Raw genomic sequence first — 23,928 nt, forward strand, 5'->3', positions numbered from 1 at the left:
CCCCGGCGGATGTCCGCTTTTGAACTCCCCTAGCCGAACTCCCCGCTCGCGAATGCCTCAGCCATGGCGAATTTTTTGATCTTGCCCGAGCCCGTCAACAGGAATTGGTCAACCCATACCCAGTGTGCCGGTGTCTTTTGCGGTGACAGGCGCTCGCGGATGAAGCCGCGAAGTTCGCCATCGGTTGGAACCTCAGCGCCGTCCGCCAGCCGCAGAAACGCAGCGACAATTTCACCCCACTTTTCATCGGGCACACCTGCGACCGCCACCTCTGCTACTGCCGGGTGCTCGATCAAGGCTGCTTCTATTTCGGCCGGAAAGAGGTTCTCTCCTCCGCGGATGATCATTTCCTTCACGCGGCCTGTGATCTTCACATAGCCTCGGTCGTCCATTTGTCCCAGGTCGCCGGTATGCAGCCATCCGCTGTCATCGATCGTCTCTGCTGTCGCGAGCGGATTCTCGTTATACCCGGCCATCATGTTGTAGCCGCGCATGCAGATTTCGCCCTGCTGTTCGATCTCGCAGACGGTGTTATCTTGTGGATGGCGGATCGAGACTTCCATGTGTGAACAAGGCTGTCCAATCGTGGAGACCAGGTCTGATCCTTGATCCTCTGGCCAAGTTGCAGTGATCGCCGGGGACGCCTCGGTCTGCCCATAGATTATGAGGATTGGCACGCCGAACACTTCGCGAGAAGCGCGGTTGAGTTCTGGCGGCACCATGGCTCCGCCACTCACAATCGCCTCGACGCACGCTATATCCGTGTCGGTTGCTCGCGCTGCTTCGATCAGCGCGAAGATCATCGTCGCAACGCCGCCGACTATCTCCGGCTTTTCGCGCGCAATGGCAGTCACAACCGCAGCGGGATCGAACAGCGACACGAGAAGCAGGGTCGCTCCGTGCGACAGGACTCCAAGCACGCTGACCGCGCAACCGGCGGTATGGAACAATGGGAAGGGGCACATCAGCGTTGCGCCGGGACGCAACCGCCAGCGAACGAACAGGTCGCAGTTGCTTTGCACCAGACCGTGCTGGTGCAGGAGAACGCCCTTCGGAAATCCGGTGGTTCCTGAAGTGTATTGGATCATGGCAATGTCGAGCGGCTCGGTCTCGCGAAGCGCGCCCACGTGCTCCCCCCGAAACAGCTCGTCGTGATCGTGGATATCGATGAGGTACTTGGCGGCGGCCTGTCCTGAGCTCGCTTCCTCCACGATCGGGCGGAGCGCGCTTCCTCGGACGTGCGCTTGATAGTAGACCGCCTCAGAGTTCGATTGCACGATCACATAGTTCGCTTCCCGCGCAGTGAAGGACGGGTTCACTGTCACTAGCGTGAGCCCGGCAAGCGCTGACCCCAACTGGACGATTACCCATTCGGGGCAATTTCCAGCCATGATCGCGATCCGTGCGCCCGCTGCGTGCCTCGAGGCCAAGGCACGTCCGCAACGTTCTGCATCTAGAAGCAGCGCATTGTATGTCCATTCGCGGCCAATGGTCCCATCGGCCAGAAGCTCGCGCAGCGCCATTCCGTCGCCGTGTTTAGCGACCTGTTCGCGCAGCATTTGCTCAATGGTTCGCTCGCGGTAGTCAGTATCGGCCTGCGCCGGAAAATAGCTCTCCGTCAGAGTAACTTGATACATGGACGTCCCCCGCGACCGCGAGAATAGACCCGATGCGAACGGTATAGCGCTTGCCAGGTGTGGCCACTTAAATCTGATCGGCGTCAGAAAAGTCTGCATCCTGTCAGCCTGCTAGATGACCAGGCCCCTGCGAAATCGGATGTCCGCTACGGCTTGGCCCCGGCGATCAGGATGAACTTGCCTTCGAAACAGCTCGCCGGGTGTCTCTCTAGAATGCAAACTCCAGGACAGCATGAGCCGCAAGCTCGCCCGAAGTGACAAAAGTCACACTGCAATCGACATAGGCACTGGCCTTGCCGAACCGCTTGACCGTCGCCGCAATCAGGAAATCGTCATTGGCGGCGGGGCGCAGGAAGTGGGTGTGCTGGTAGACGGTGCCTTTGCCCTTCCGCGGGGTCGTCGCCACCGCCATGCTCGCAACCGTATCGATTGCCGCCATCACGGCCTGGCCGCAGATTGCACCCGAGAAGAATTTGAGGCGATCATTCAGCGGCAACCGCATCGATACAAATCCTTCACGCACGACGAAATCGGTCAGACCCATCTCCTTGACCCATGGCGCAAAGACCCAATCGAACACGGCATCGGCATTGCCCTGCGTCAGCGGCCACAGGTCGTCAGTCGGCAGGTTTGGTAGTGCCATCAGCGATGTCCCCCATTGCTCGTCCATGCTGCAGCCCTCAGTTCTCCGAGCTAACAGACGGCCACCCTACTAACAAATCGCCTGTTGGCGTGGGTCGAATCGAACGGCCGGATCCAGGCAGCAGCTGAAAGCTTGCAAACGTCAACTAAGGGTCGCTTTCTGCCATTCGAGCCAGCAAACGGGTCTCTACAACTCGAGCCGTCTCGGTGCCGCTGGGCGATTGAAAGCATTTTCCTACACGCCCCTCGATGTGGCAGCGTGTCCCTTATGAAACCGGCGGTCCTCTTGCTTGTCTTTCACGACAGAAGCCGCAGCCGCTGGCGTCTGCGCCCGGGGAGCCTGCGCCGAGCGTGCCGGTTTTGGTGTAGCTTTCGTGTCACCTTTGGCCCGGCCTTCCCCTTTCCGGCACCGGTCCCTATAGGCCGGCGCACCCCTCGATGACCGACTCCACCGCCATCTACCTGCCCAGCGACTGGCGCGACTTCCTGTCGCTGACCAAGCCGCGCGTGATGAGCCTGGTGATCTTCACGGGCCTCTGCGGCCTGCTGGCAGCGCCCGGCACGATCCACCCGGTCATCGGCTTCACGGCCGTGCTGTGCATCGCGATGGGCGCGGGCGGCGCGGCCGCGCTCAACCAGTGGTGGGAAGCGGATATCGACGCCGAGATGAAGCGCACCGCCAAGCGGCCGATTCCGGCCGGCCGCGTGCGCGGAACGGACGCACGGGACTTCGGCATCCTCCTCTCGGCCGCCTCGGTAGGGATCATGGGCATCGCGGTGAACTGGCTGGCCGCCGTGATCCTCGCGCTGTCGATCGTCTATTACGCGATCGTCTATACCATCTGGCTAAAGCCGCGCACGCCGCAGAACATCGTTATCGGCGGCGGAGCGGGGGCCTTCCCGCCGATGATCGGATGGGTGGCGGTCACCGGCGACATCACGCTGATGCCGGTCCTGCTGTTCGCGATCATCTTCTTCTGGACCCCGCCGCACTTCTGGGCGCTCGCGCTGTTCGTACAGACGGATTACGCCAAGGTCGGCATCCCGATGATGCCGGTCGTGAAGGGGGAGGCGAGCACCCGCCGCCAGATCCTCGCCTATTCGATCCTCCTGCTGCCGATCGCGGCCGCCCCGTGGTTCATCGGCGGCACCGGGGCGATCTATGGCGGGGCGGCCATCCTGCTGAGCCTCGTGTTCCTGTTCCTTGCCGCGCCGGTCGCGCTGCGGCGGGCCGAGCCCGGCGACAAGATGAAGCCGGAAAAGCGCCTGTTCGGCTTCAGCGTGCTCTATCTCTTCGCGCTGTTCGCCGCGCTGGTTGCCGACCGAGCGATTTATTGGCAGGGGCTGTTCGCATGACACCCGAAGAAGAAGTCGACTTCAAGCGCCGTCGCAAGGGCCGCAACCTGGCGCTCGGACTGATCCTCGCGTTCTTCGTGTTCCTGTTCTACGCGATCACGATCGTACGGATGGACTGATGGCGACCGCCCCCGCTCTCCAGCGTTCCAACGCCCGCGTCGGACTGATGGCGGCGCTGTTCGCGCTGGCCATGCTCGGCATGGGCTATGCCGCGGTGCCGCTCTACGAGTTGTTCTGCCAGGTCACCGGGTTTGGCGGCACGACCCAGCGAGCTACCGAAGGCGAGGCGGTCGCTGCCGAGAAGGCGGGCGCCAGGGTAGCCGGGGCGACGATGTCGGTGCGCTTCGACGCCAATATCGACTCCGACCTGCCGTGGACCTTCCGTCCGGAGCAGGTGACTCAGACCGTCCGGCTGGGCCAGCGGAGCATGGCTTTCTTCTACGCCCGCAACAACTCGGACAAACCAGCGACGGGCACCGCCAGCTTCAACGTCACACCCGAGCAGACCGGCGCCTATTTCAGCAAGATCCAATGCTTCTGCTTTACCGAGCAGACCCTCCAGCCGGGTCAGGAAGTGGTCATGCCGGTGCTGTTCTTCGTCGACCCGGCGATCCGGCAGGACGAGAACGCCGCGCCGGTCGAGCAGATCACCCTCAGCTACACTTTCCACCGCACCGAGCCGGCGGGCGAATAGCCCACTGGACCCCGCGCAAACCCCGCACTAAGGGCAACCGCAAATCGCTCGATAGGGACGAGACATGGCCGGCGCCAAGAACCACCAGTACCACATCCTCCCCCCCGACATCTGGCCGCTGATCGGCTCGATCTCGGCGCTCACCTTCACCAGCGGCATGGTCCTGTACATGCACGAGATGGCGAGCGCGCACCTCGTGCTCGGCCTCGGCATCGCCGGCCTCATCGCCACGTTCTTCAGCTGGTTCTCGAACATCGTGAAGGAAGCGCAGGCGGGCGACCACACGCCGGTGGTGCAGCTGCACCTGCGCTACGGGATGATCCTGTTCATCGCTTCGGAAGTGATGTTCTTCGTCGGCTGGTTCTGGGCGTTCTTCGACTTCGCGCTGTTCCCCAACGAATTGACCGAAGTGGTCGGCGGGCAGTTTCCGCCCAAGGCGATCGAGGCGGTGATGGATCCGTTCGATTTGCCGCTGCTGAACACGCTGATCCTGCTGTGTTCGGGCACTACGGTTACCTGGGCGCACCACTCGCTGATCCACGGCGACCGCGACGGGCTGAAGAAGGGCCTGTGGCTGACGATCCTTCTCGGCATCCTGTTCACCAGCATCCAGGCCTACGAATACGCGCATGCGCCGTTCCCGTTCGGCCAGAACACCTACGGCTCGTCGTTCTACATGGCGACCGGCTTCCACGGCTTCCACGTGCTGGTGGGGACGATCTTCCTGATCGTCTGCCTCGTGCGCACCTACAAGGGCCACTTCACGCCACAGCAGCACTTCGGTTTCGAGGCGGCCGCGTGGTATTGGCACTTCGTCGACGTCGTGTGGCTGTTCCTGTTCGTCGCGGTCTACGTGTGGGGCAGCGCGGGCGCGCCGATCCACTAGGCGTCCGGCCACCCGGCCAGGCTTTTTGGGGGCAGCCCGGGATTACCCCAGGCTGCCCCTTTCGATTGGAAGGAGCACTCCTTGACCCGCAAACTGCCAGTGGTCGCTACCGCTATCGTCCTGCTGGCGGTCGCGGCCATGGTCGCCCTCGGCGCATGGCAGCTGCAGCGGCGGGTCGAGAAGGAGGCGCTGCTCGCCCGCTACGAACAGGCTGCGAGCATGTCGTCCGACGTGCCATGGCCCCGTACTGCGGCGGAGGGCGCGCGATCGCTCTATCGGCACAGCACGGTCGACTGCGTTCGGGTGCGGTCGATCGGCGAACGCGCGGGCCGTTCGGCTACCGGCGACGTGGGCTGGGCTCATGTCGCTACCTGTGAGCTGGCGGAGGGAGGAGAGGCGGATGTCGCGCTGGGATGGTCGCAGGAGCCGACCACGCTCCAGTGGCGCGGCGGGCGGGTAGGGGGCTTCATCGGCCCGCAAGGAAACGGGTTCCGGCTGATCGCCGCGCCTCCGCAGGCCGGCCTCGCCCAACTCGCACAGCCGAACCCGGCGGACATGCCCAACAACCACTTGTCGTACGCGATCCAGTGGTTCCTGTTCGCCGCGACCGCGTTGGTGATCTACGCCCTCGCGCTGCGAAAGCGCTGGCAGGGCTGACAAGAAATTCGAAGCCTGCGGCCAAGACCGGGTTGCTTGCCGCTCGCCGCCTGCACCGCTAGTCGCCCGCCTATGGAATATGTCTCCACTCGCGGTGCGGCACCGAAGCTCAACTTCGAAGACGTGACGCTTGCCGGTCTCGCGAGCGATGGCGGCTTGTACGTGCCCAGTGAATGGCCGCGCTTCACGACTGACGAGATCGCCGCGATGCGCGGCCTGGCATACCCGGACCTCGCCGCCCGCGTGATGGCGCCTTTCGTGGGCGACAGCCTCAGCCCTGAACGCCTGCTCGAGCTCACGCGCGAGGCGTACGGCCGCTTTTCGCACGTTGCGGTGACACCGCTGGTCCAGCTCGACGAGCGCCACTGGCTGCTCGAGTTGTTTCATGGGCCCACACTGGCGTTCAAGGACGTCGCCTTGCAGTTGCTCGGCTTGCTTTTCGAGGAGTTCCTCAGCCGCAGCGGCGGGAACCTGACGATCGTCGGCGCGACGAGCGGCGATACGGGGAGCGCGGCGATCGACGCGGTCGCGGGCCGCAAGGGGGTCGAGATATTCATGCTCCACCCCGCCGGACGGGTCAGCGAAGTCCAGCGCCGCCAGATGACCACCGTGCTCGCGCCCAACGTCCACAACATTGCCATCGAGGGGAGCTTCGACGACGCGCAGGCGATGGTGAAGCGGATGTTCGCCGACCCCGAGATGACCGGGCAGTTCCGGATCAGCGCGGTGAACTCCATCAACTGGGCCCGACTGATGGCGCAGGTAGTGTACTACTTCGCCGCGGCGCTCCAGCTAGGCTCCCCGGACCGCAAGGTTGCCTTCAGCGTTCCGACGGGCAACTTCGGCGATGTCTTCGCCGGCTACGTCGCCGCCCGGATGGGCTTGCCGGTCGAGCGCCTGATCGTCGCAACCAACGTCAACGACATCCTCCACCGCGCACTAACCGCGGGCGACTATTCTGCCGCCACCGTTGTGCCGACCGCGGCACCGAGCATGGACATCCAGGTCAGCTCCAATTTCGAGCGGCTGCTCTTCGATCTGGGCGGCCGCGACGGTGCATCGACGGCCGATCAGATGCGCAAATTCGACGCCGCGAAGGCCCTGCGGCTTACCAATGCCCAGCAAGACGGCGCTTCCGCGATCCTCTCGAGCGCGCGGGTCGAGCCCGACGAGATGGCACAAACGATGCGCTGGGCCAGCGAAGCGGCAGGAATCGTTGTCGACCCCCACACCGCGATCGGCCTTCATGCTGCCCGCACGACCGATCTGCCGGCCGACGTACCGATAATCACGCTGGCGACCGCACACCCCGCCAAGTTCCCCGACGCCGTCGAGCGTGCGACCGGTCATCGCCCTGCGCTCCCGGCACGCGTCGGCGACCTGTTTGCCCGCGAGGAACGATTCACCGAGTTGCCGGGAGACTACGCGGCCGTGCGGGACTGGATCGCCGAGCGGGCGATCCGGTCGGCCTGATGGCGGAGCTTCGCGAAGCACCGCTCGTCGTGGCCGGCGAGGCGTGGGGAGACTACGGCCTGGTCGACAGCGGGCACGGTCGTAAGCTCGAACGGTACGGGTCCCATCGGTTTATTCGCCCCGAGCCCCAGGCCATGTGGTCCCCGCGCTTGGCCGAATGGCAGGCCGATGGCGAGTTCGTGCCCGGTAGCGACGAGGACGGCGGAGGCCGCTGGCACTTCGACCGCGAGGTGCCGCGAGAGGGCTGGCCGTTGGGCTGGAACGATGTGCGCTTCACCGCCCAGTGCACCCCGTTTCGCCACCTTGGCTTCTTCCCGGACATGGCGCCCGTCTGGGATTGGATGCGTGCGCAACTGGACGGCAAGCCGGATGCGCAGACCTTGAACCTGTTCGGCTATACCGGGGTGGGAACGCTTGCTCTGAGCGCGAGCGGCCCCGTCACGCACGTCGACGCCAGCAAGAAGTCCGTCGCGCAGGCGCGCGAGAATGCCCTGCTCTCTCGGATGGACGATCGGCCCATCCGCTGGCTGATCGACGACGCGGCGAAGTTCACCGCCCGCGAGGTCCGTCGCGGCAAGCGCTATGATGGGGTCATTCTCGATCCCCCCAAGTTCGGCCGTGGGCCTGATGGGGAGACCTGGCGGCTCGAGGAGGGCCTGGCACCGCTGGTCGCCGACTGCCGGCAGCTGCTCGATGCGGATAGCCGGTTTCTGTTCCTTACCGTCTATGCCGTGCGGATGAGCAGCTTGGCGCTTGCCGGACTCGTGGCCGAAGCGTTCGCCGATATGCCGGGTACGATCGAGCATGGCGATCTGGCGGTGCGCGAGGAAGGCGAGGGCGGCCGCTTGCTGCCTACTGCCATCTTCGCGCGCTGGTCGAATCGGGAGTAGAGCGGCGGCCATGGTCGATTCGCTCACTCTCGAAGTTGCCGATCTCGAAGTCGACGTCCTGACCGGCATCTATTCGGAGGAAACCGGCAAGCCGCAGCCACTGCGCATTTCGGTCTCGGTGCACCTGAAGCCGGCGCACCACTACGAGCCGGACACGCCGCTGTCGGCCAGCAAGAATTACATGGACCTGAAGTTCGCAGCGACCGAGGCGCTAACCCCGGGGCTCCACTTCAAGCTGATCGAGTCGGTTGCCGATCACATCGCGGATACCCTTTTCGTCCAGGACAAACGGGTCGAGGCGGTGACGGTGAAGATCGTCAAGTTGGCGATAGCGGAAGCCGGCGAGAGCATCGGCATCACGCTCACCCGCGAGCGCCGCTCGTGATCAGGATCGACGCCCGGGACCTCTCGGACAATCCGATCGACGCCGCGTCCGAGTTTTTGGGGCGGGCAGTCCCGGAAGTACGGGCGGCGCTCCGCGGCGGGAGCCACTCGGTTTGCGTCGTGTTCGACGTTGCCGACCACACCCACTCCGCCTGGCGAACCGCCGCCATCCAAAGCCTGGCGCGCGAGGCCGCGCCGGCGCGCGTGAACGCGGTGGCCGGTTCGTCGGAGCGAGCCATCGCATCGGGCCACGACTACTTGCAGCGGGCTCCCGGGGTGACCGCACAGTACCTCGTCCTCAACGATGGCGGCGCAGCGAAACCAACGGGTTAGATCTACCGGGCGAAGAGCCGCGCCCGGCTAATTTGACGGAGGTCAAATCTCCCCCGGCCCGACGTCGCTATTTCACTCCCGTCCGAAAAGAAGGGAGTTTTCGATGTCCAGGCACTTCACCCGCGACGCGATCGCCGAGCATGGCGAGGTTCACGCCGATTTGCTGCACCCGGTCGTGCTCGACCGGACATTCGAGCTGCCCAAGATCCTCTACGCCGCTTGCGCCGCGCTTTATCTCGGCTTCATCGCCGTCATGGCGCTTGGATTCTCCGATCCCGGCTTGATCATTCCGCTAACCGTTTGCACTGTCTTCATGGTCATGTTCTTCGCGGTCCCCACCGCGTGGGTGAGAATGACGCCCGACACCGCGTTGCGCGACCTCGGTTGGGACCGATTCCGCCGCCAGGGGATCGCTACGCTGACGGGAAGAATCAGCGCGGGAGAAGCGGCAGCACAAATGCTGGTGCTGCCGGTGTTGATCTTCCTGTGGGCCCTCGCGTGCGTGACCATCGCCGCGCTAGTGTAGAGCTTGCTAGCCCCATTCCGGTCCGTCCACGCATCGGGCGGGCGGCACGGGTTGGGACCGACTAGATACTGCCGCGCAGCCTGGCGAGGATGGCGTCTTCCTCGGCCAGGAGCGCCTCGACGGAGCCCCTCACGGAACCGATTGCCTCGCGCGCACCGCCTTCAAGGGTCGCATCGACCCACAGTGCATCGAGGTCTGCCATCGCCACCGCAACGCGGCTGCGAATCGAATCGAGGTCCGACAAAGCCACTTCGGCCGCGGCCCAACTGTCGCTCCCACGGCTGCCCGCCGCGCTGGCGAAACGTTGCGCGCCCGGTGTGGCATTGCGGAATTCGGCATGAGTCGCCTCCGCCTGCCGGAGTAGATCGGCGAGACGCGCTGCGAGGTCGGCGCTTGGAAGGACCGGGGGGGGTGGCGCAAGGGCGCCGGCATCCGGCGTGAAAGTACCTTGGGCGCGTTCGGCTGGGCGCTGCGCGAGGGAGGGATAGTCGGCACTTGCGCTGGCACAAGCCCCTAGCAGGGCACAGGAAACGCTGGCGATGAGTTGCTTTGAACGGGTCACGGACCGTCCTTAGCACGCGCGGCGCGGCGGGGAAGCGATAGAGCAATTCACGCCACTGGACCGTTGACTTGGCGGGTCCGTTCCCCTAACGGCACCCATCTTCCGGGCCCCCTTCGCGGGCGGGCCCGGTTTCGCCGCCTGCAATGGCGGCCACACACGTAAAGCGAGTTTAAAATCCCATGTTCGCAGTAGTGCGCACGGGCGGCAAACAATACCGCGTTGCCGCCGGAGACAAGATCGCGGTCGAGAAGCTGGCGGGCGACGCCGGCGACACGGTCACGCTGGGCGACGTGATGCTCGCCGGCGAAGGCGAGACCCTGGCCGATGCCGCCAAGGTCGTCGTCTCGGCCGAGATTATCGCGCAGGCGAAGAGCGAGAAGGTCGTCGTCTTCAAGAAGCGGCGGCGGCACAACTATCGCCGCAAGGCGGGCCACCGCCAGCAGATGACGCTGCTGCGCATCGTCTCCGTCGGCGACTCGAAGGCCGAAAAGAAGGCCGCCGCGCCGAAGGCCGAAGCTGCGCCTAAGGCCGAAGCTGCGCCGCAACCCGCCGAGCCTGCCAAGGGCATCGAGACCAAGAAGGCGACCAAGCCGAAGGCCGCCGCCCCGGTCAAGGACACGGGTACCGCCGGCGAAGGCCAGGTCGATGCCGCGCCCGCCAAGAAGAAGCCGGCTGCCAAGAAGGCCGCCGCTCCGAAGACCGACAGCGAATAAGAGTAGGACGAAACAATGGCACACAAGAAAGCAGGCGGTTCGTCCCGCAACGGTCGCGACTCCGCGGGCCGCCGCCTTGGCGTCAAGAAGTTCGGCAGCCAGGAAGTAATTCCAGGCAACATTATCGTGCGCCAACGCGGGACCAAATTCTATCCGGGCGTGGGCGTTGGCATGGGCAAGGATCATACCTTGTTCGCGCTCACCGAAGGCCGCGTCCGATTCCACTCGGGCAAGCTTGGCCGCAAGTACGTCTCGGTGGACATGATGGCAGAAGCCGCCGAGTAAATCGGACGACCCGATAAAGGGGCCGTCCACGGGATGGCCCCCCGCCGGGACTCGAAATCCGGCACGAAGAGGGAGATGGGGCCGACCCGTCTCCCTCTTGTCGTATCTCCCTCGCCCATCGTCGCTTTTGGAAGCGGCGCAATGAGAGTGTCACGCGCGCCGCCTACGGGCGGGCGCGGATGAGGAGGAGACGATCGATGTTCCACCGCACCGAAAGGCTGTTTCTGCGGCCCGCCTGGCCGGAGGATTGGGAAGCCGTACTGGGTGGTATCGCAGACGAGGGCGTGGTGATGAACCTCGCCCGCGTGCCGTGGCCCTATGGCGCTAGCGAGGCGCGCGAATTCGTCTCACGCGGCCAGGACCCCTGTCATCCGAACTTCCTGATCGTCGAGGCCGCGAGCGGCCGCACGATCGGCTGCGTGGGGCTTGGGCCGAAGGCCGGCAGGGGCGAGCCGCCGGAGCTCGGCTACTGGCTGGCCCGTCCGCACTGGGGCCGCGGTTATGCCACGGAGGCAGCAGGGGGGCTGATCGAAGTCGCCCGTGTGCTCGGTCACCAATCGATCGTGGCCGGCCACTTCGTCGATAATCCTGCTTCCGGCCGTGTGCTACGCAAGCTCGGCTTCCGTCCGACGGGCGAACAGAGTCTGCGGTTCAGTTGCGGCAGGGGCCGGGAGGTACCCTCGCTCGAGTACGCGCTCGATCTGGAGGAGGACAGCCTCTCGCGAATGCAGGCAGCTTGAACGACAGCGGGGCCGCGCCGGGTCGACCGGCGCGGCCCCGCAAAGCCGCGTTTGATCAGGCGCTCAACAGCGCGGCCGCAAAGTCGCCTTCGTGCTTTGCGATGAGATGCCGATCATCGTGATTCCACGGGTGGAAGCCCGGAAGGAAGAAGGCGAACCATTGGCCCGCGATCCGGCGCAAGAAGCCCGGCTTGGCGAGAAGGTAGTACCAAATCTTGGCTTCGACCTTCCAGCCGGTCATGCCGTCCTGCGCAAGCAGATCCTGCATGTCTTTCACCCGGTTGAACACGAAGCGGCGGGTCACGATCACCATCATCAGGCTTTTGACCTTCCACCGCTTCCAGCGGCTCCAGTCACGCGTCGCGTGAAGCCAGGTGTCGTAAGCCACGCCCTTGTGCTCGATCTCCTCGACCGAGTGCCAGCGCCAGATGGCGCCCAGATCGCCCTCCGCCCCGGCGAGGTGCGCGGGGTTGGCCAACAGTTCCTGCCCGAACATCGCGGTGAAGTGCTCGAGCGCCATGGTCGCCGCCAAGTTGGTGATCTGGGGGCGGCCCTTGGTCAGAGCCAGCATTTCCTCAACGCGCCGATCGATGAAGGCGACATCGTAGCCGCTCGCTTCCGCAAGCTTGTTGAGCACAATGTGCTCGCGCGTGTGGTTGATTTCCTGCTTCACGAAAGCGCGGATCTCGCCGGCAAGCTTGGAGCTCGCGCCGTCGCGGAACGCTTTGACCGATTCGATGAAGAAAGCCTCACCGCGGGGAAAGGTGGCGCTGAGCGCATTGAACCAGGCGGTGGCGATCGGATCGCCGCCAAGCCACCAGCGCTGGGCTTGCTGACTGCGCAAGAACCGGCGGTCTCGCACGACAATGTCCAGATCGGCTGGGGTGGCGGTATCGGGTTCGAACTTTGCAGGCGCGTTCATGGCAACGAGTCCTCTAACTGACACTGGTGTAAGTACGGCGTGCTGACATCAGTGTCAATAAGCGAGCTTGCACCGGGAATCGGAAAGGCTTAGGTTTTGCCCCGATGTTAAACCGTAAGCGACTGAGCCCGGAGGCGTCCCGCACCGCGGCCTTGGAGGCGGCACGCCATCTGCTGATCGAAACCGGTCCCCAATCGGTCACCCTTAAAGCGGTTGCGGGGCGGATCGGCCGTACCCATGCCAATCTGCTGCATCATTTCGGCTCCGCCTCGGGTCTGCAGAAGGCGCTCGCGCAGCATTTGGCCGAAACGGTGTGCGAGACGATCAAGGAAGCCGTGCGCGCTAGCCGTGCCGGTCTCGGCTCACCCCGCGAGGTGGTCGACCTCACCTTCGACGCGTTCGACAAGGAAGGGGCGGGGGCGTTGGCGAGCTGGATGCTGCTGACCGGCAACGAGGACGCACTCGATCCGATCGTCGAAACGATCCACGAACTCGTGGACGAAATAGCACCGGGTGAGGCGGATACGCATACGGGTGTCCTGGCATTGCATGAAACCACCCTCACACTTGTCCTGATGGCGCTTGGCAATGCACTCATGGGCCCCGCGCTGGCACGGTCGCTCGGCCTTGCCGAAACAATCGCGCGCGATCGCGCCGAGCATTTGCTCGTCAGCTCGCTCGAACGAGAGCCTGCCGCCGCGTCCTAGAATAGGCCTGGCAACTCATGCTGCGGGGCGCGCGGCGTGTCGGGGCGGATCAACTCGCGCTTGGGCGTCGCCGACTGGACGCCGATCCCGGCGCTAGAGCTGATCGGGGTGCACACTCGCCCGCCGAGGAAATCCAGCGCGGCCTTGATAGCTGCTTCATTCGGGTCGCCAAGCTGGCGCGTGATGTCGTCCGGCGCGGCACAAGTCCGCTGGAATACGCTGGCTAGCCCGGTGTAGTAATTGCCCTGCCCGGCGGAATTTTCGGTCTGGAAAGCCGTCACACGCATGCGGTCGTCGCACCCGGCGTTATCGAGCGCGATCTGGCCGACCGGCTTGCCGAAGGTGTTGGCACCAATAAGTGCGGTGTTCGTGCCGAGATACGGGATGAAGGCATTCGCCAGCAGCTCGCTCGCCGAGGCAGTGCCGCCGTATCCGATAAAGGCGATCTTGGTGGCCGCGATTGCCTGTGGCTGGGCAGCAAAATTACGCGCCGAGTTGTTCGACGCCTTGGATTGCCGAAAGGTCGTTCGGCTGAATACCTGGCCGACTTTGTTCGCGGCCAGCAAATCGCCGAACAGTTCCGCCGTGGCGACCAATCCACCGCCGTTATAGCGAAGATCGACAATCACCTCGGTCACGCCTTGTGCACGGAAGTTCGCAAAAGCCGCGCGCAGGTCCGTCTCCGCGGGTGCGCCGATGAACGTGCGCAAGTTGATGTACCCGACCAGCTTACCCCCGTCGTTGAGGATCTTGGCTCCGTAGCGGTCGGACACCGGATCGATCGAGAAGTCGGCCTTTGTCAGCGTCACGTCGGAAAGCTGCCCGCCTCGGTTCACCCGCAAAACGCGCGTGATGCCCGGATCGGACGGGCCGAGCGCATTTACCACCGCCTGTGGGCCTCCCGCCGCCATCAAAGAGGTAACCGACTGTAGATTGCTCGCACTCGTGCCGATGGCCACGATCTCCGCGCCGCGATCGATGCCGACTGCGAGCGCCGGCGCCCCTTCATAGGACTCGACCACGAAGACGCGGTTCTGACCTGTGTCGTATGCCAGGCGGACACCGAAACCGGCGCTGGAGCCGGAGTTGTAGAACGCGTTCTCTTCGGCGATCGAGGTTATGTAAGTGAATCCCCGGTCGCGGTTCTGGGCCCGGGCGGGCGCAACCAGTGCGTCGATATACGACTGGACGGTCGAGTGGCTGGCCTTGTTGACCGTGTTATCGACGAGGGTCGGGAACAAGTACCATTCATCGATCACCGATTTAGCGAAATCCTGGCGTGCCGAGAGCGAGCAGGATGCGGTCGAAGGTGTCGGCGTGGGCCCGCCGCCACCGATCGGCGACCCGCCGCCGGAGCCGCCGCCACCGCAGGCGGCCAGCGTGCCGGCAAGTATCAAACCGAGCGAAGTGCGACCCATGCTCATCGATTACAGACCTTTGTGTGGTGGGAAATCATCCAGGGCGGCGGGCGAGAGAGCCGCTGCCGAGGTTAGGCAAGATGCCGCCTGAACCCGTCATGAGCAACGAAAACTCAGCGAAAGCCGCTTTCTAGGCGTAAATCGGGTCGAATTGCCCTTCGCGCCTGTCGAAAACTCTCTTGCGGGGCGCTTGCGCTCTCGCCGAAGGGCAGAGTTACGCATAAGATTGCCGCCATAGCCAAGCAGGAAAGGACCACTAACATGGCTGGGAAGAACAACGCTCTACAAAAGCCCGTCAATCTCACCGGCGATCTCGAGGCTGTCTGCGGGAAGGGCCCAATGACGCGCGCGCAGGTTACCTCGAAGGTCTGGGACTACATCAAGAAGAATGGCCTGCAGGACAGCAAGGACCGCCGGATGATCAATCCTGATGCCGCACTCGGCAAGGTGACCGGCAACGACCAGATCTCGATGTTCAAGATGACCGGTGCCGTTTCCAAGCACATGAGCTAATCTGCCTTGCGGCGGCGGAGCGGCCAATCGGTCGCTCCGCTCGCCCATAGCGCAAGCCAGATGATGAGCGGCTGCAGGGCCAGTCGCGGAATGTGATAGGCGAGGCTCATCCCGCCATCGGGGTGCACCGAGTCCAATGCGAGGTGCTGGAAATTGGCCGGCCACACGCAGAGCGCGTAGATCGCCAGTCCGGCGCCCGCCCACCGCCTCAGTGGTTGCGACCATGGCTGGATGAGACCGGCCGCTCCCAGCAATTCGGCAACCCCCGTGAATAGGACCACAGCCTCGGCATGCGGTACGTATTCGGGCATTATCCGCAGGAATGGCGCGGGCGTGGCGAGGTGGAAATATCCCGCTACCGCATAAAACAGTGCCAACAGCCAGCGTGCGGCCCCTCGGCGACCGTCGGCTCGGCTAAGTCTACCCTCCATTTCGTCCTCTCTCGCAGCCTGGCCTGGCATGCAGTCGCAGAGTTGTGGGCAAGCCGCCAGACAGCGAGCCGCGACGAGTATTGGCATCGAGGCCGGTTGCTGTATCTGCCGGGCCATGACGATCCGCACCGGCATCGGCGGCTGGACCTATCCCGACTGGCGCAACGGGACTTTCTACCCTGCGGGCCTACGCCAGGCAGACGAGCAGGCCTTTGCCACTCGCGCGGTGCACGTGATCGAGGTCAACGGCACCTTCTACCGCCGGCAGAAGCCCGAGAATTTCGCCGCCTGGCGGAAGATCGCGCCTCCGGGCTTCGTCTATGCCTTGAAGGGCTCGCGCTTTGTCACGAACCGCAAAGTGCTGGCCACGGCGGAGGAGGGGCTCGCCGGATTCTTTGCGCAGGGTCTGGGCGAACTCGGGGACATGCTGGGCCCGATCGTCTGGCAATTGGCACTGACCAAGCGCTTCGAACCCGATGACGTGGCGGCATTCCTCACCTTGTTGCCCTCCAAGTGCGGAGGGCTTCGCCTGCGCCATGCGATCGAGGTAGGCCATGAGAGCTTCGCTTGCCGGGAATTCGTCGGGATCGCGCGCAAGGCGGGCGTCGCCATCGTCTTCAACGATGCGCCCGACCGGCCGTCGATCGCCGACCGTACCGCCGACTTCGCATATCTGCGACTCAAGGGCATGCGTGCCGACTGTCCGACAGGGTATCCGCCTCCCGATCTCGCCCGCTGGGAAGCGCTGTGTCGGGATTGGGCAGGCGGTAAGACCCCGAAAGACTTGCCTTATTACGGTGAAGTGGACGATAGCGCCGGCTGCGAAGGGGACGTGTTCGCGATGTTCATAAATGGCGCCAAGGAGCGCGCCCCGGCGGCCGCGATGGCGCTCGCCGAGCGACTGGGAGAATAGGATGAGGTCGTTGTCGGTCGGGTTGGGGGCTCTCCTGCTCGCGGGCTCAGCACACGCGGCACCGAGCCCCGAGCAAGTCGCCGAGGCGGCGTTGCGGGCGGCGCCGGTGTGGGACGGGCACAACGACGTGCCGGAACAGCTTCGCGACCGGTACAAGAACGTCATCGGGGACTTCGATTTCGTCGACACCACAGATACCGCGGGCGCCGACCACACCGCGATGCACACCGATTTATCGCGCCTTATCAAGGGCCGCGTGGGCGCGCAGTTCTGGTCGGTTTACGTCAGCGCGAACCTGACCGAGCAGCAGGCGGTGCAGGCGACGCTCGAACAGATCGATGTAATGAAGCGCTTGATCGAGCGGAATTCGGACCGGTTAGTGTTTGTTACGACCGCTGAAGGCGCCGCAAAGGCCATGAAGGCGGGGAAGATCGCATCGCTGATCGGCATGGAAGGCGGCCATTCGATCGGCTCGAGCCTCGCGGTGCTGCGCCAGATGCATGCGCTGGGCGCGCGTTACATGACGATCACGCACTCGCTCAACATTCCCTGGGCCGACAGCGCCACCGACGCCCCCAAGCACAACGGCCTGACCCCGTTCGGCAAGGACGTGATCCGCGAGATGAACCGGCTCGGCATGCTGGTCGATCTCAGCCACGTGAGCGAGAAGACGATGATGGACGTGCTCGACCAGACGAGCGTGCCGGTGATCTTCAGCCATTCGGGTGCCCGCGCGGTCAATCACCATGCCCGCAACGTTCCGGACAGCGTGCTCGCCCGGCTCAACGCGAACGGCGGCGTGGTTATGGTCGTCGGCTATCCCGACTTTCTCAGCGAGAAGCGGCGGCAATGGAACGCGGCCAAGGCGGCGGAAGACGCGCGGCTGAAGTCGCTGTGGCGCGGCGACCCGCAAGCGGTCGAACGCGGCAACGCGGAATGGCTCGCCGCCAATCCCGGTCCGACCGCCAGCGTTTCGGACTGGGCGGATCACATCGACCACATCCGCAAGGTCGCCGGCGTCGATGCGCTCGCCATCGGGGGCGACTATGATGGCGTCGACACCACGCCGGTCGATGCGCCCGACGTGGCCGGCTACCCGGCACTGTTCACCGAGCTCGCACGCCGTGGCTACAGCCAGGCCGACCTGGAGAAAATCTCGAGCCGCAACATCGCACGCGTACTGCGCGCTGCTGAGGCGTACTCTGTCGCGCACCGCGGCGAGGCTCCCGTGGAGAGCCCGACCGCGTTCTAAGCTTGGAGCGAATTACTGTCCGGGCGGCGTGGGGTGGCCCGCCGGCGCGTCACCGGGGGTGGCAGCCGTACTCGGCGCGGCATCGGGCGACTGGTTGGCATCCGGCGTGGCGCCTTCGCTCTCGCCAAAGGCGGGCGGAATCGGTTCGCCCTCGTCGCGCTGGCCGGCGTTCTCTTGGGCCGCCATCTCGTTGCTGACGTTGTATTCGCTGTCCGGCCCGTCTTCCTGAGAGAAGGCCCCGGTCATCACGATGACGGCAAAGAGTATTGCCACCAGCAGCAGTCCTATGATGAGCACCCAGCGAACGACGCCTTCCTTAGATCCAGCACTCGCCTCGGTCTCGTTGACGTGAACTTCATCGCCCCGCTGTTCCATTTTTCATGGCTCCCGTTGTTCTGGCGACTCTACGGTTGGCGGTCCCCCCGGTTCCTAGTCGCGGAGGAGCTCGTTGATGCCGGTCTTCGACCGCGTCTGCGCGTCGACGGTCTTGACTATCACCGCGCAGTACAGGCTCGGCCCTGGGCTCCCATCGGGCAGTGGCTTGCCCGGTAGCGCGCCGGGCACGACCACCGCATAGGGTGGGACCTGGCCCATATGGACTTCTCCCGTCGCGCGGTCGACGATCTTGGTGGAAGCGCCGAGATAGACACCCATCGAGAGGACCGCGCCTTCGCCCACGCGCACCCCTTCCGCGACTTCCGAGCGGGCCCCGATGAAGGCGCCGTCGCCGATGATCACCGGGTCCGCCTGGAGCGGCTCGAGCACGCCGCCGATCCCGGCGCCGCCGGAAATGTGCACCCCGGCGCCGATTTGCGCGCAGCTGCCGACGGTGGCCCAGGTATCGATCATCGTGTTTTCACCGACATAGGCGCCGATGTTGACGAAGCTCGGCATCAGGACCGCGCCCTTGGAGATGTGCGCGCCCCGGCGAACGACCGCCCCCGGAACCACCCGGAAGGCGGCGTCGCGAAAGCGATTCTCTCCCCAGCCCGCGAACTTCGACGGAACCTTGTCGTAAGCCGGCGCCCCGCCGCTCCCCCCGTCGATCAATGCGTTGTCGTTGAGACGGAAGCTCAGCAGCACGGCCTTCTTGAGCCACTGGTTGACGTGCCAGCCACCGTCGCCGTCAGGCGATGCGACGCGCGCCTTGCCAGCGTCGAGCATCTCGAGCGCGGCTTCGACCGCTTCGCGAACGTCGACGCTGCCCGGTGTCACTTCGCCCCGGCGCTCCCATGCGGCGTCGATGGAGGCTGCGAGGGCTTCGGACATAAAGGGGGCTCCTGCGAGGTGTCGCGAGGGGCTAGCCGCGAGACGGGGCAGCGGCAAGTGGCGGTCGCGCGGCGTTCAGGGTATCTTCAACCGGATCGTATCAATTGGGGGGCTAATTCGGGACGCATCGATATGAACGACGGGCACCGCCGCAAGTTGCGGATAGAGATTGGATGCGTGCTGGCCGGGCTGGCCACGCTGGCCGCCTGCGGCGGCGGGGGTGGCAGCGCGCCGCCGATCAGCACGCCTGCGCCGCTCCCCACGCCCACGCCTACGCCTACCCCCACACCCACACCCACACCCACACCGACTCCTACCCCAACTCCCACGTCGACAGCGTCGATCGCCAGCTTCGACACACCCGAGTATCGCCGATCGGACGGGCCTTCGTTCCACAACGCCGCCACTGCCTGGTCGCAAGGGGCTACCGGCGCGGGGGTGAAGATCGCGGTCGTGGACACCGGGATAGACACCGACAGCCCGGAATTGGCGGGCCGCATCGATCCCGCGAGCGTCGATGTCGCCGGAAACGGGACAGTCGAGGCCTACGACGGCCACGGCACGCAAGTGGCGATGATCGCGGCCGCGGCGCGCAATGCCACCGGTATTATGGGAATCGCCTACAACGCTACTATCGTGGCGCTGCGCGCGGACCGCCCGGGAAGCTGCGCGACGACAGATCCTTCGGACGGCTCCGACGGCTGCGTATTCCTCGATCGCGACATCGCGGCCGGTGTCGATCGCGCGGTCGCCGCGGGCGCGACGGTCATCAACCTGAGCCTTGGGGGCGACGCGCCGGGTTCCGTGATGGTATCGGCTGTGCAGCGCGCCGTCGCGGCGGGGGCGGTTATCGTGGTCTCCGCCGGGAACGATGGCGACGGCAGCGATCCCGACGTCGATCCGAACCAGCCCAATCCCTTCGCTGCCGGCATTCGCAACGCGGGCGGGGCGAGCGTGATCATCGTGGGCTCGGTAAACGAGCAGGGGCAGATTTCGGGCTTCAGCAATCGCGCGGGTAGCCAGGCGAGCTTCTACCTCACGGCTCTGGGCGACCGGGTCTGCTGCGTTTACGAGAACGGCCTCCTGAAGACCGAGACCACCCCGAGTGGCACGTTCGTGACCGTTATATCGGGGACCAGCTTCTCTGCGCCGCAGGTTTCGGGCGCGGTGGCTCTGCTGAAGCAGGCCTTTCCCAACTTGACCGCCAGGCAGATGGTCGAGATCCTGCTCGTCAGCGCGCGCGACGCGGGCGCCACCGGGACGGATGCGACATACGGTCGCGGCATACTCGACATCGCCGCAGCCTTCGCGCCGCAGGGAGCGACGGCGCTTGCCGGCGGTACCGCGCAGGTGGCGCTGACCGACGACACCGCGATCGGCTCCGCCGCCATGGGCGATGCCCTTGTGGGTACGGCGGCGCGGGCGGTCGTGCTCGACAGCTATGGCCGGGCCTACGGCTACGACATCGGGCGCGGTATGCAATCGGCCAGTGTCGCGCCCAAACTGCAGGGTGCGATCGACGCGGGATCGCGGCGGATTGGTGGCGGAAGCGAAGCGCTCAGCCTGGCGTTTACCGTGGCAGGCGGCTCTCAGACCCCGACGGCATGGCCCATGCAGCTCCGCCTGAACCGGGACGATGCCGAAGCAGCCAAGGTGCTCGCGGCGAGGGTGGCGATGAAGATCGCACCAGGCCGCCAGATCGGATTCGCCTTCCGCGAGCGTGCGGACGGGCTCGTTGCGCAGCTGCAAGGGCAGGACAAGCCCGCGTTCCTGGTTGCCAGCGATGCCGCAGGCGACGCAGGGTTTTCGCAGGCGGGTAATGCCACGCTGGCCTATCGTCAGCAGCTCGGACCCTGGGGCCTCACCGCCAGCGCCGAGAGCGGCGAGGCGTGGCTGGGCAACCTGCGGTATGCCAACGGCATGCTCGGCCGGAAGCGAGAGGCCAAGGGCCTGGCCAGCTTCGGTATCGCCGCCGATCGCCGCTTCGGCGATCTCGAAGGCGCCATTGGCCTCACATGGCTTGCTGAGGACCGGACAATCCTGGGCGGATTTTTCCACGACGCCTTGGGCGCCGGCGGCGCGAACACCGCGTTCCTCGACGCCAGCGCCGGCTGGCGGCTCGCGACCGACTGGCGCCTCGGCGGCGCGGTGCGACAAGGCTGGACGCGGGCCGAGCGCAGCGGCGCGATCGGCGCCGGATCGCAATTCGTCAGCCGCGCTTGGTCGGCCGATCTCGTCAAGCAGGGCGTGCTGGGCCGGTTCGACACCCTCGGGCTGCGGCTCTCGCAACCGCTGCGGGTCGAGAGCGGTGGCCTCGCCCTGAACCTCCCCGTCGCTTACGATTACACGACGCTGACGGCGACTTACGCCTTGCAGGACATCTCGCTCAGCCCTACCGGGCGCGAGCTCGACGGGGAGATCGCCTGGGCCGGACAACTGTTCGGCGGCGATGCCGCAGCCAGCCTGTTCTACCGCAGGGACCCGGGCCATGTGGCCAGCCTGCCCGACGACAAGGGTGTCGCGGTGCGCTGGTCGAAGCGCTTCTAGCCGCTCGCTCCGGCCTTCTTCGCGAATTCCCACGCCTTGTCCGCGAGCGGGGCAACCCGGTCGGACTGGGCCTTGGCGTGAGCGGAGCTGGCGGTGCCGTCGATCACGCGCTTCTTGATGCCCTGCAGAATGCCGGCGAGGCGGAAGAAGTTGTAGGCGAAGTACCAGTTCATGTCTGGCACTTCGGTACGGTCCGTGGCGGCGCAGTAACGCTCGACCACTTCTTCGAGTTCGGGGATGCCGAGCGCCTTGCGATCGAGGTCCATGACGCCCGAGCGGCCGCCGTTCTCGGTGACGTACATCATGCACAGGTACGTGAAGTCCGACATCGGATCGCCGAGCGTCGATAGCTCCCAATCGAGCACGGCAAGCACCTCGGGCCGGTTGCTCGCGAAGATCATGTTGTCGATGCGGTAGTCCCCGTGGACCACGCTGGTGCGGGTCTGCTCGGGGAGGGTCGCGGGAAGATACTCGATGAGCTTTTCCATCGAGGGCAGGGTGTCGGTTTCGGACAACCGGTATTGCTTGGTCCAGCGGTCGACCTGGCGGCCGAAATAGTTGCCCGGCTTGCCGTAGGTCTCGAGACCGGCAGCTTCGATGTCGGCATTGTGAAGCGCAGCGAGGGTGTCGACCATCGCCTCGTACACCGCGCGCCGTTGCTCCGGCGCGGCGCCCGGCATCGAGCCATCCCAGATCGTCCGGCCTTCGACCATGTCCATCACGTAGAACCACGAGCCGACCACGGCATCGTCGGTGCACAGGCCGAACTGGCGCGCAACCGGGAAGCCGAGTTTGTAGAGGCCCGACTGGACGCGGAACTCGCGGTCGACCGCATGCGCGCTCGGCAGCAGCGGGCCGAACGGCTTGCGGCGAAGAACGTAGTTCTTGTTCGGCGTGGATATCTTGTAGGTCGGGTTCGACTGGCCGCCTTTGAACTTGCCTTGGCTGAGCGGCCCCTCGAACCCTTCGACGTTGGCCTCCATCCACGCCGTCAGGCGAGCCTCGTCGAGATGATCGGCCTCGGATGGCTCGACGGTGCCGGTGAACGCCGCGGTGGCGTCGGCGATATCGGGGCTTGGCGTGCTCACTGGTCGAACACGATCACGCTGCGCGCGGAGTCGGCTCCCTTCATCTTCTCGAAGCCCTCGTTGACTGCGCTCAGCGGGATGCGCTCGGCGATGATGGTGTCGAGGTCGAGCAGGCCGCGCAGGTAAAAATCGACCAGGCGGGGCAGGTCGACCGGGAAGCGGTTGTTGCCCATGATCGCGCCCTGCAGCTTCTTGCCGCTCAAGAGATCCATCGCCCCGAGGCCGACCTTGCAGTCGAGCGGCATCATCCCGAGGATCGTGGCCGTGCCGCCGCGGCGGAGGACCTTGCACGCGAGATCGGCCGAAGCCTGGCGGCCCACCGCCTCGATCGCGTGATCGACCCCGCCTTTGGTGAGGGCGATGACCTGCTGCGCGGCATCTTCCGCCAGCGCGTCGACCGCGTCGGTGGCGCCGAGCACCTTGGCGAGTTCGCGCTTGGCGGGAACCGGGTCGCACGCAATGATCCGACCTGCGCCGGCAATCTTCGCCGCATTGATCGCGGCAAGGCCCACGCCGCCGCAGCCGATCACGGCGACGGTCTCGCCCGGGACCAGCTTGCAAGCGTTGAAGATCGCGCCGGCACCGGTGGTCACCGCGCAGCCGATCACCGCCGCCCGGTCGAGTGGCATGTCGGGGTCGATCCGAACGCAGGCGTGCTCGTGGATCAACATCTGCTCGGCGAATGCCGAAAGGTTAAGCATCTGGTTCACGAGGCTGCCGTCGGTGCGGGTGATACGGGGGGCCTCATTCGGCGCGCGGCGGGTCTCCGCGCCCAGGCACAGCGCCATCCGCCCGGTCACGCAGAACTCGCAGTGCCCGCAGAACGCGCTGAGGCAGGATACCACGTGATCGCCCGGTTTGACGGTGCGCACCTCGCTGCCGACTGCTTCGACCACACCTGCAGCCTCGTGGCCGGGGACCGCGGGGAGCGCGTGCGGATAGCTGCCCTCGATGAAGTGCAGGTCCGAATGGCACAGCCCGCACGCGGCGGTGCGGATGAGCACCTCGTGCGGGCCGGGCTTCGAGATCGACAGTTCCTCGATTTCCAGCGGCTGCTTGGGCTGGACGAGTACGGCGGCTTTCATTTCGT

The 23,928-nt window shown here is 65.3% G+C and carries 28 protein-coding genes; 18 read left to right on the forward strand and 10 right to left on the reverse strand.

Annotation, left to right across the window (positions count from 1 at the left end; translation table 11 throughout):
* Window positions 1-29: 29 nt before the first annotated feature.
* Together ACWPM1_RS05595 and ACWPM1_RS05600 are read right to left on the reverse strand one after the other, a co-directional pair.
* Window positions 30-1,637, reverse strand: a complete 1,608-nt coding sequence (locus tag ACWPM1_RS05595) for a class I adenylate-forming enzyme family protein (RefSeq protein ID WP_455693847.1) — start codon at window positions 1,635-1,637, stop codon at window positions 30-32.
* Between the two features lie 208 nt (window positions 1,638-1,845).
* The gene (locus ACWPM1_RS05600) at window positions 1,846-2,307 is read right to left on the reverse strand and encodes a PaaI family thioesterase (protein ID WP_455693848.1); all 462 of its coding nucleotides are present in this window, start codon (window positions 2,305-2,307) and stop codon (window positions 1,846-1,848) included.
* 410 nt (window positions 2,308-2,717) lie between these two features.
* Between ACWPM1_RS05600 and ACWPM1_RS05605 the strand changes: the two genes are divergently transcribed.
* The 10 genes from ACWPM1_RS05605 to ACWPM1_RS05650 all read left to right on the forward strand — a co-directional run bounded on the left by ACWPM1_RS05605 (window position 2,718) and on the right by ACWPM1_RS05650 (window position 9,478).
* Window positions 2,718-3,635: a heme o synthase gene (locus ACWPM1_RS05605; protein WP_455693849.1), complete on the forward strand. Its 918-nt coding sequence runs from the start codon at window positions 2,718-2,720 to the stop codon at window positions 3,633-3,635.
* Entirely contained in the window at window positions 3,632-3,754 is a 123-nt protein-coding gene (locus ACWPM1_RS05610) for a hypothetical protein (protein ID WP_455693850.1), read from the forward strand. The genes ACWPM1_RS05605 and ACWPM1_RS05610 overlap by 4 nt, the downstream gene beginning before the upstream one ends.
* Window positions 3,754-4,329, forward strand: a complete 576-nt coding sequence (locus ACWPM1_RS05615; protein WP_455693851.1) for a cytochrome c oxidase assembly protein — start codon at window positions 3,754-3,756, stop codon at window positions 4,327-4,329. The genes ACWPM1_RS05610 and ACWPM1_RS05615 overlap by 1 nt, the downstream gene beginning before the upstream one ends.
* A 64-nt stretch (window positions 4,330-4,393) precedes the next feature.
* Window positions 4,394-5,215: a cytochrome c oxidase subunit 3 gene (locus ACWPM1_RS05620; RefSeq protein ID WP_455693852.1), complete on the forward strand. Its 822-nt coding sequence runs from the start codon at window positions 4,394-4,396 to the stop codon at window positions 5,213-5,215.
* Between the two features lie 81 nt (window positions 5,216-5,296).
* On the forward strand, window positions 5,297-5,872 hold the full coding sequence (locus tag ACWPM1_RS05625; RefSeq protein ID WP_455693853.1) for an SURF1 family cytochrome oxidase biogenesis protein: 576 nt from the start codon (window positions 5,297-5,299) through the stop codon (window positions 5,870-5,872).
* Between the two features lie 72 nt (window positions 5,873-5,944).
* Window positions 5,945-7,345, forward strand: a complete 1,401-nt coding sequence (gene thrC, locus ACWPM1_RS05630; RefSeq protein WP_455693854.1) for a threonine synthase — start codon at window positions 5,945-5,947, stop codon at window positions 7,343-7,345.
* On the forward strand, window positions 7,345-8,235 hold the full coding sequence (locus ACWPM1_RS05635) for a class I SAM-dependent methyltransferase (RefSeq protein ID WP_455693855.1): 891 nt from the start codon (window positions 7,345-7,347) through the stop codon (window positions 8,233-8,235). The genes thrC and ACWPM1_RS05635 overlap by 1 nt, the downstream gene beginning before the upstream one ends.
* A gap of 10 nt (window positions 8,236-8,245) precedes the next feature.
* Window positions 8,246-8,620: a dihydroneopterin aldolase gene (locus tag ACWPM1_RS05640; RefSeq protein WP_455693856.1), complete on the forward strand. Its 375-nt coding sequence runs from the start codon at window positions 8,246-8,248 to the stop codon at window positions 8,618-8,620.
* Complete coding sequence (locus tag ACWPM1_RS05645; protein WP_455693857.1) at window positions 8,617-8,952, forward strand: Rossmann fold domain-containing protein; 336 nt, start codon at window positions 8,617-8,619, stop codon at window positions 8,950-8,952. Before ACWPM1_RS05640 ends, ACWPM1_RS05645 begins: the two co-directional genes overlap by 4 nt.
* Window positions 8,953-9,055: 103 nt before the next feature.
* On the forward strand, window positions 9,056-9,478 hold the full coding sequence (locus ACWPM1_RS05650) for a hypothetical protein (protein ID WP_455693858.1): 423 nt from the start codon (window positions 9,056-9,058) through the stop codon (window positions 9,476-9,478).
* A gap of 61 nt (window positions 9,479-9,539) precedes the next feature.
* Here ACWPM1_RS05650 and ACWPM1_RS05655 read toward each other — a convergent pair whose 3' ends face one another.
* Window positions 9,540-10,040, reverse strand: a complete 501-nt coding sequence (locus ACWPM1_RS05655) for a hypothetical protein (protein WP_455693859.1) — start codon at window positions 10,038-10,040, stop codon at window positions 9,540-9,542.
* Between the two features lie 179 nt (window positions 10,041-10,219).
* Between ACWPM1_RS05655 and rplU the strand changes: the two genes are divergently transcribed.
* The 3 genes from rplU (at window position 10,220) to ACWPM1_RS05670 (ending at window position 11,778) form a co-directional block, all read left to right on the forward strand.
* On the forward strand, window positions 10,220-10,753 hold the full coding sequence (rplU, locus tag ACWPM1_RS05660) for a 50S ribosomal protein L21 (protein ID WP_455693860.1): 534 nt from the start codon (window positions 10,220-10,222) through the stop codon (window positions 10,751-10,753).
* 15 nt (window positions 10,754-10,768) lie between these two features.
* The gene (rpmA, locus tag ACWPM1_RS05665; protein ID WP_455693861.1) at window positions 10,769-11,038 is read left to right on the forward strand and encodes a 50S ribosomal protein L27; all 270 of its coding nucleotides are present in this window, start codon (window positions 10,769-10,771) and stop codon (window positions 11,036-11,038) included.
* A gap of 197 nt (window positions 11,039-11,235) precedes the next feature.
* Window positions 11,236-11,778, forward strand: coding sequence for a GNAT family N-acetyltransferase (locus ACWPM1_RS05670; RefSeq protein WP_455693862.1), 543 nt, complete (start codon window positions 11,236-11,238; stop codon window positions 11,776-11,778).
* A gap of 55 nt (window positions 11,779-11,833) precedes the next feature.
* Here the strand turns inward: ACWPM1_RS05670 and ACWPM1_RS05675 are convergent, their stop codons facing one another.
* Complete coding sequence (locus ACWPM1_RS05675; protein WP_455693863.1) at window positions 11,834-12,700, reverse strand: metal-dependent hydrolase; 867 nt, start codon at window positions 12,698-12,700, stop codon at window positions 11,834-11,836.
* Between the two features lie 104 nt (window positions 12,701-12,804).
* On the opposite strand from ACWPM1_RS05675, the gene ACWPM1_RS05680 reads away from it, so the two are divergent.
* Complete coding sequence (locus ACWPM1_RS05680) at window positions 12,805-13,407, forward strand: TetR/AcrR family transcriptional regulator (RefSeq protein WP_455693864.1); 603 nt, start codon at window positions 12,805-12,807, stop codon at window positions 13,405-13,407.
* Here the strand turns inward: ACWPM1_RS05680 and ACWPM1_RS05685 are convergent.
* Window positions 13,404-14,825, reverse strand: a complete 1,422-nt coding sequence (locus ACWPM1_RS05685; RefSeq protein ID WP_455693865.1) for a S41 family peptidase — start codon at window positions 14,823-14,825, stop codon at window positions 13,404-13,406. The genes ACWPM1_RS05680 and ACWPM1_RS05685 overlap by 4 nt on opposite strands.
* A gap of 261 nt (window positions 14,826-15,086) precedes the next feature.
* On the opposite strand from ACWPM1_RS05685, the gene ACWPM1_RS05690 reads away from it, so the two are divergent.
* Entirely contained in the window at window positions 15,087-15,338 is a 252-nt protein-coding gene (locus ACWPM1_RS05690) for an SWIB/MDM2 domain-containing protein (protein ID WP_455693866.1), read from the forward strand.
* Here ACWPM1_RS05690 and ACWPM1_RS05695 read toward each other — a convergent pair.
* A complete protein-coding gene (locus ACWPM1_RS05695) occupies window positions 15,335-15,769 on the reverse strand; it encodes a DoxX family protein (protein WP_455693867.1) in 435 nt (144 codons plus the stop codon). The genes ACWPM1_RS05690 and ACWPM1_RS05695 overlap by 4 nt on opposite strands.
* Window positions 15,770-15,884: 115 nt before the next feature.
* On the opposite strand from ACWPM1_RS05695, the gene ACWPM1_RS05700 reads away from it, so the two are divergent.
* Window positions 15,885-16,682 (forward strand): DUF72 domain-containing protein, encoded by a 798-nt coding sequence (locus ACWPM1_RS05700; protein ID WP_455693868.1) that lies wholly within the window; start codon window positions 15,885-15,887, stop codon window positions 16,680-16,682.
* 1 nt (window position 16,683) lies between these two features.
* Window positions 16,684-17,934: a dipeptidase gene (locus tag ACWPM1_RS05705; protein WP_455693869.1), complete on the forward strand. Its 1,251-nt coding sequence runs from the start codon at window positions 16,684-16,686 to the stop codon at window positions 17,932-17,934.
* A gap of 12 nt (window positions 17,935-17,946) precedes the next feature.
* Here ACWPM1_RS05705 and ACWPM1_RS05710 read toward each other — a convergent pair whose 3' ends face one another.
* Window positions 17,947-18,309, reverse strand: coding sequence for a hypothetical protein (locus tag ACWPM1_RS05710; protein WP_455693870.1), 363 nt, complete (start codon window positions 18,307-18,309; stop codon window positions 17,947-17,949).
* A 54-nt stretch (window positions 18,310-18,363) separates the two neighbouring features.
* Window positions 18,364-19,203 (reverse strand): 2,3,4,5-tetrahydropyridine-2,6-dicarboxylate N-succinyltransferase, encoded by an 840-nt coding sequence (dapD, locus tag ACWPM1_RS05715; protein ID WP_455693871.1) that lies wholly within the window; start codon window positions 19,201-19,203, stop codon window positions 18,364-18,366.
* 132 nt (window positions 19,204-19,335) lie between these two features.
* On the opposite strand from dapD, the gene ACWPM1_RS05720 reads away from it, so the two are divergent.
* Window positions 19,336-21,750: a S8 family peptidase gene (locus ACWPM1_RS05720; protein WP_455693872.1), complete on the forward strand. Its 2,415-nt coding sequence runs from the start codon at window positions 19,336-19,338 to the stop codon at window positions 21,748-21,750.
* On the opposite strand, the gene ACWPM1_RS05725 is transcribed toward ACWPM1_RS05720, so the two are convergent.
* A complete protein-coding gene (locus ACWPM1_RS05725) occupies window positions 21,747-22,733 on the reverse strand; it encodes a phosphotransferase family protein (protein ID WP_455695132.1) in 987 nt (328 codons plus the stop codon). The two genes, ACWPM1_RS05720 and ACWPM1_RS05725, sit on opposite strands and share 4 nt — an antisense overlap.
* A 101-nt stretch (window positions 22,734-22,834) precedes the next feature.
* Complete coding sequence (locus ACWPM1_RS05730) at window positions 22,835-23,923, reverse strand: Zn-dependent alcohol dehydrogenase (protein WP_455693873.1); 1,089 nt, start codon at window positions 23,921-23,923, stop codon at window positions 22,835-22,837.
* Window positions 23,924-23,928 lie beyond the last annotated feature (5 nt).

This window comes from Tsuneonella sp. HG249 (genome assembly GCF_053819205.1).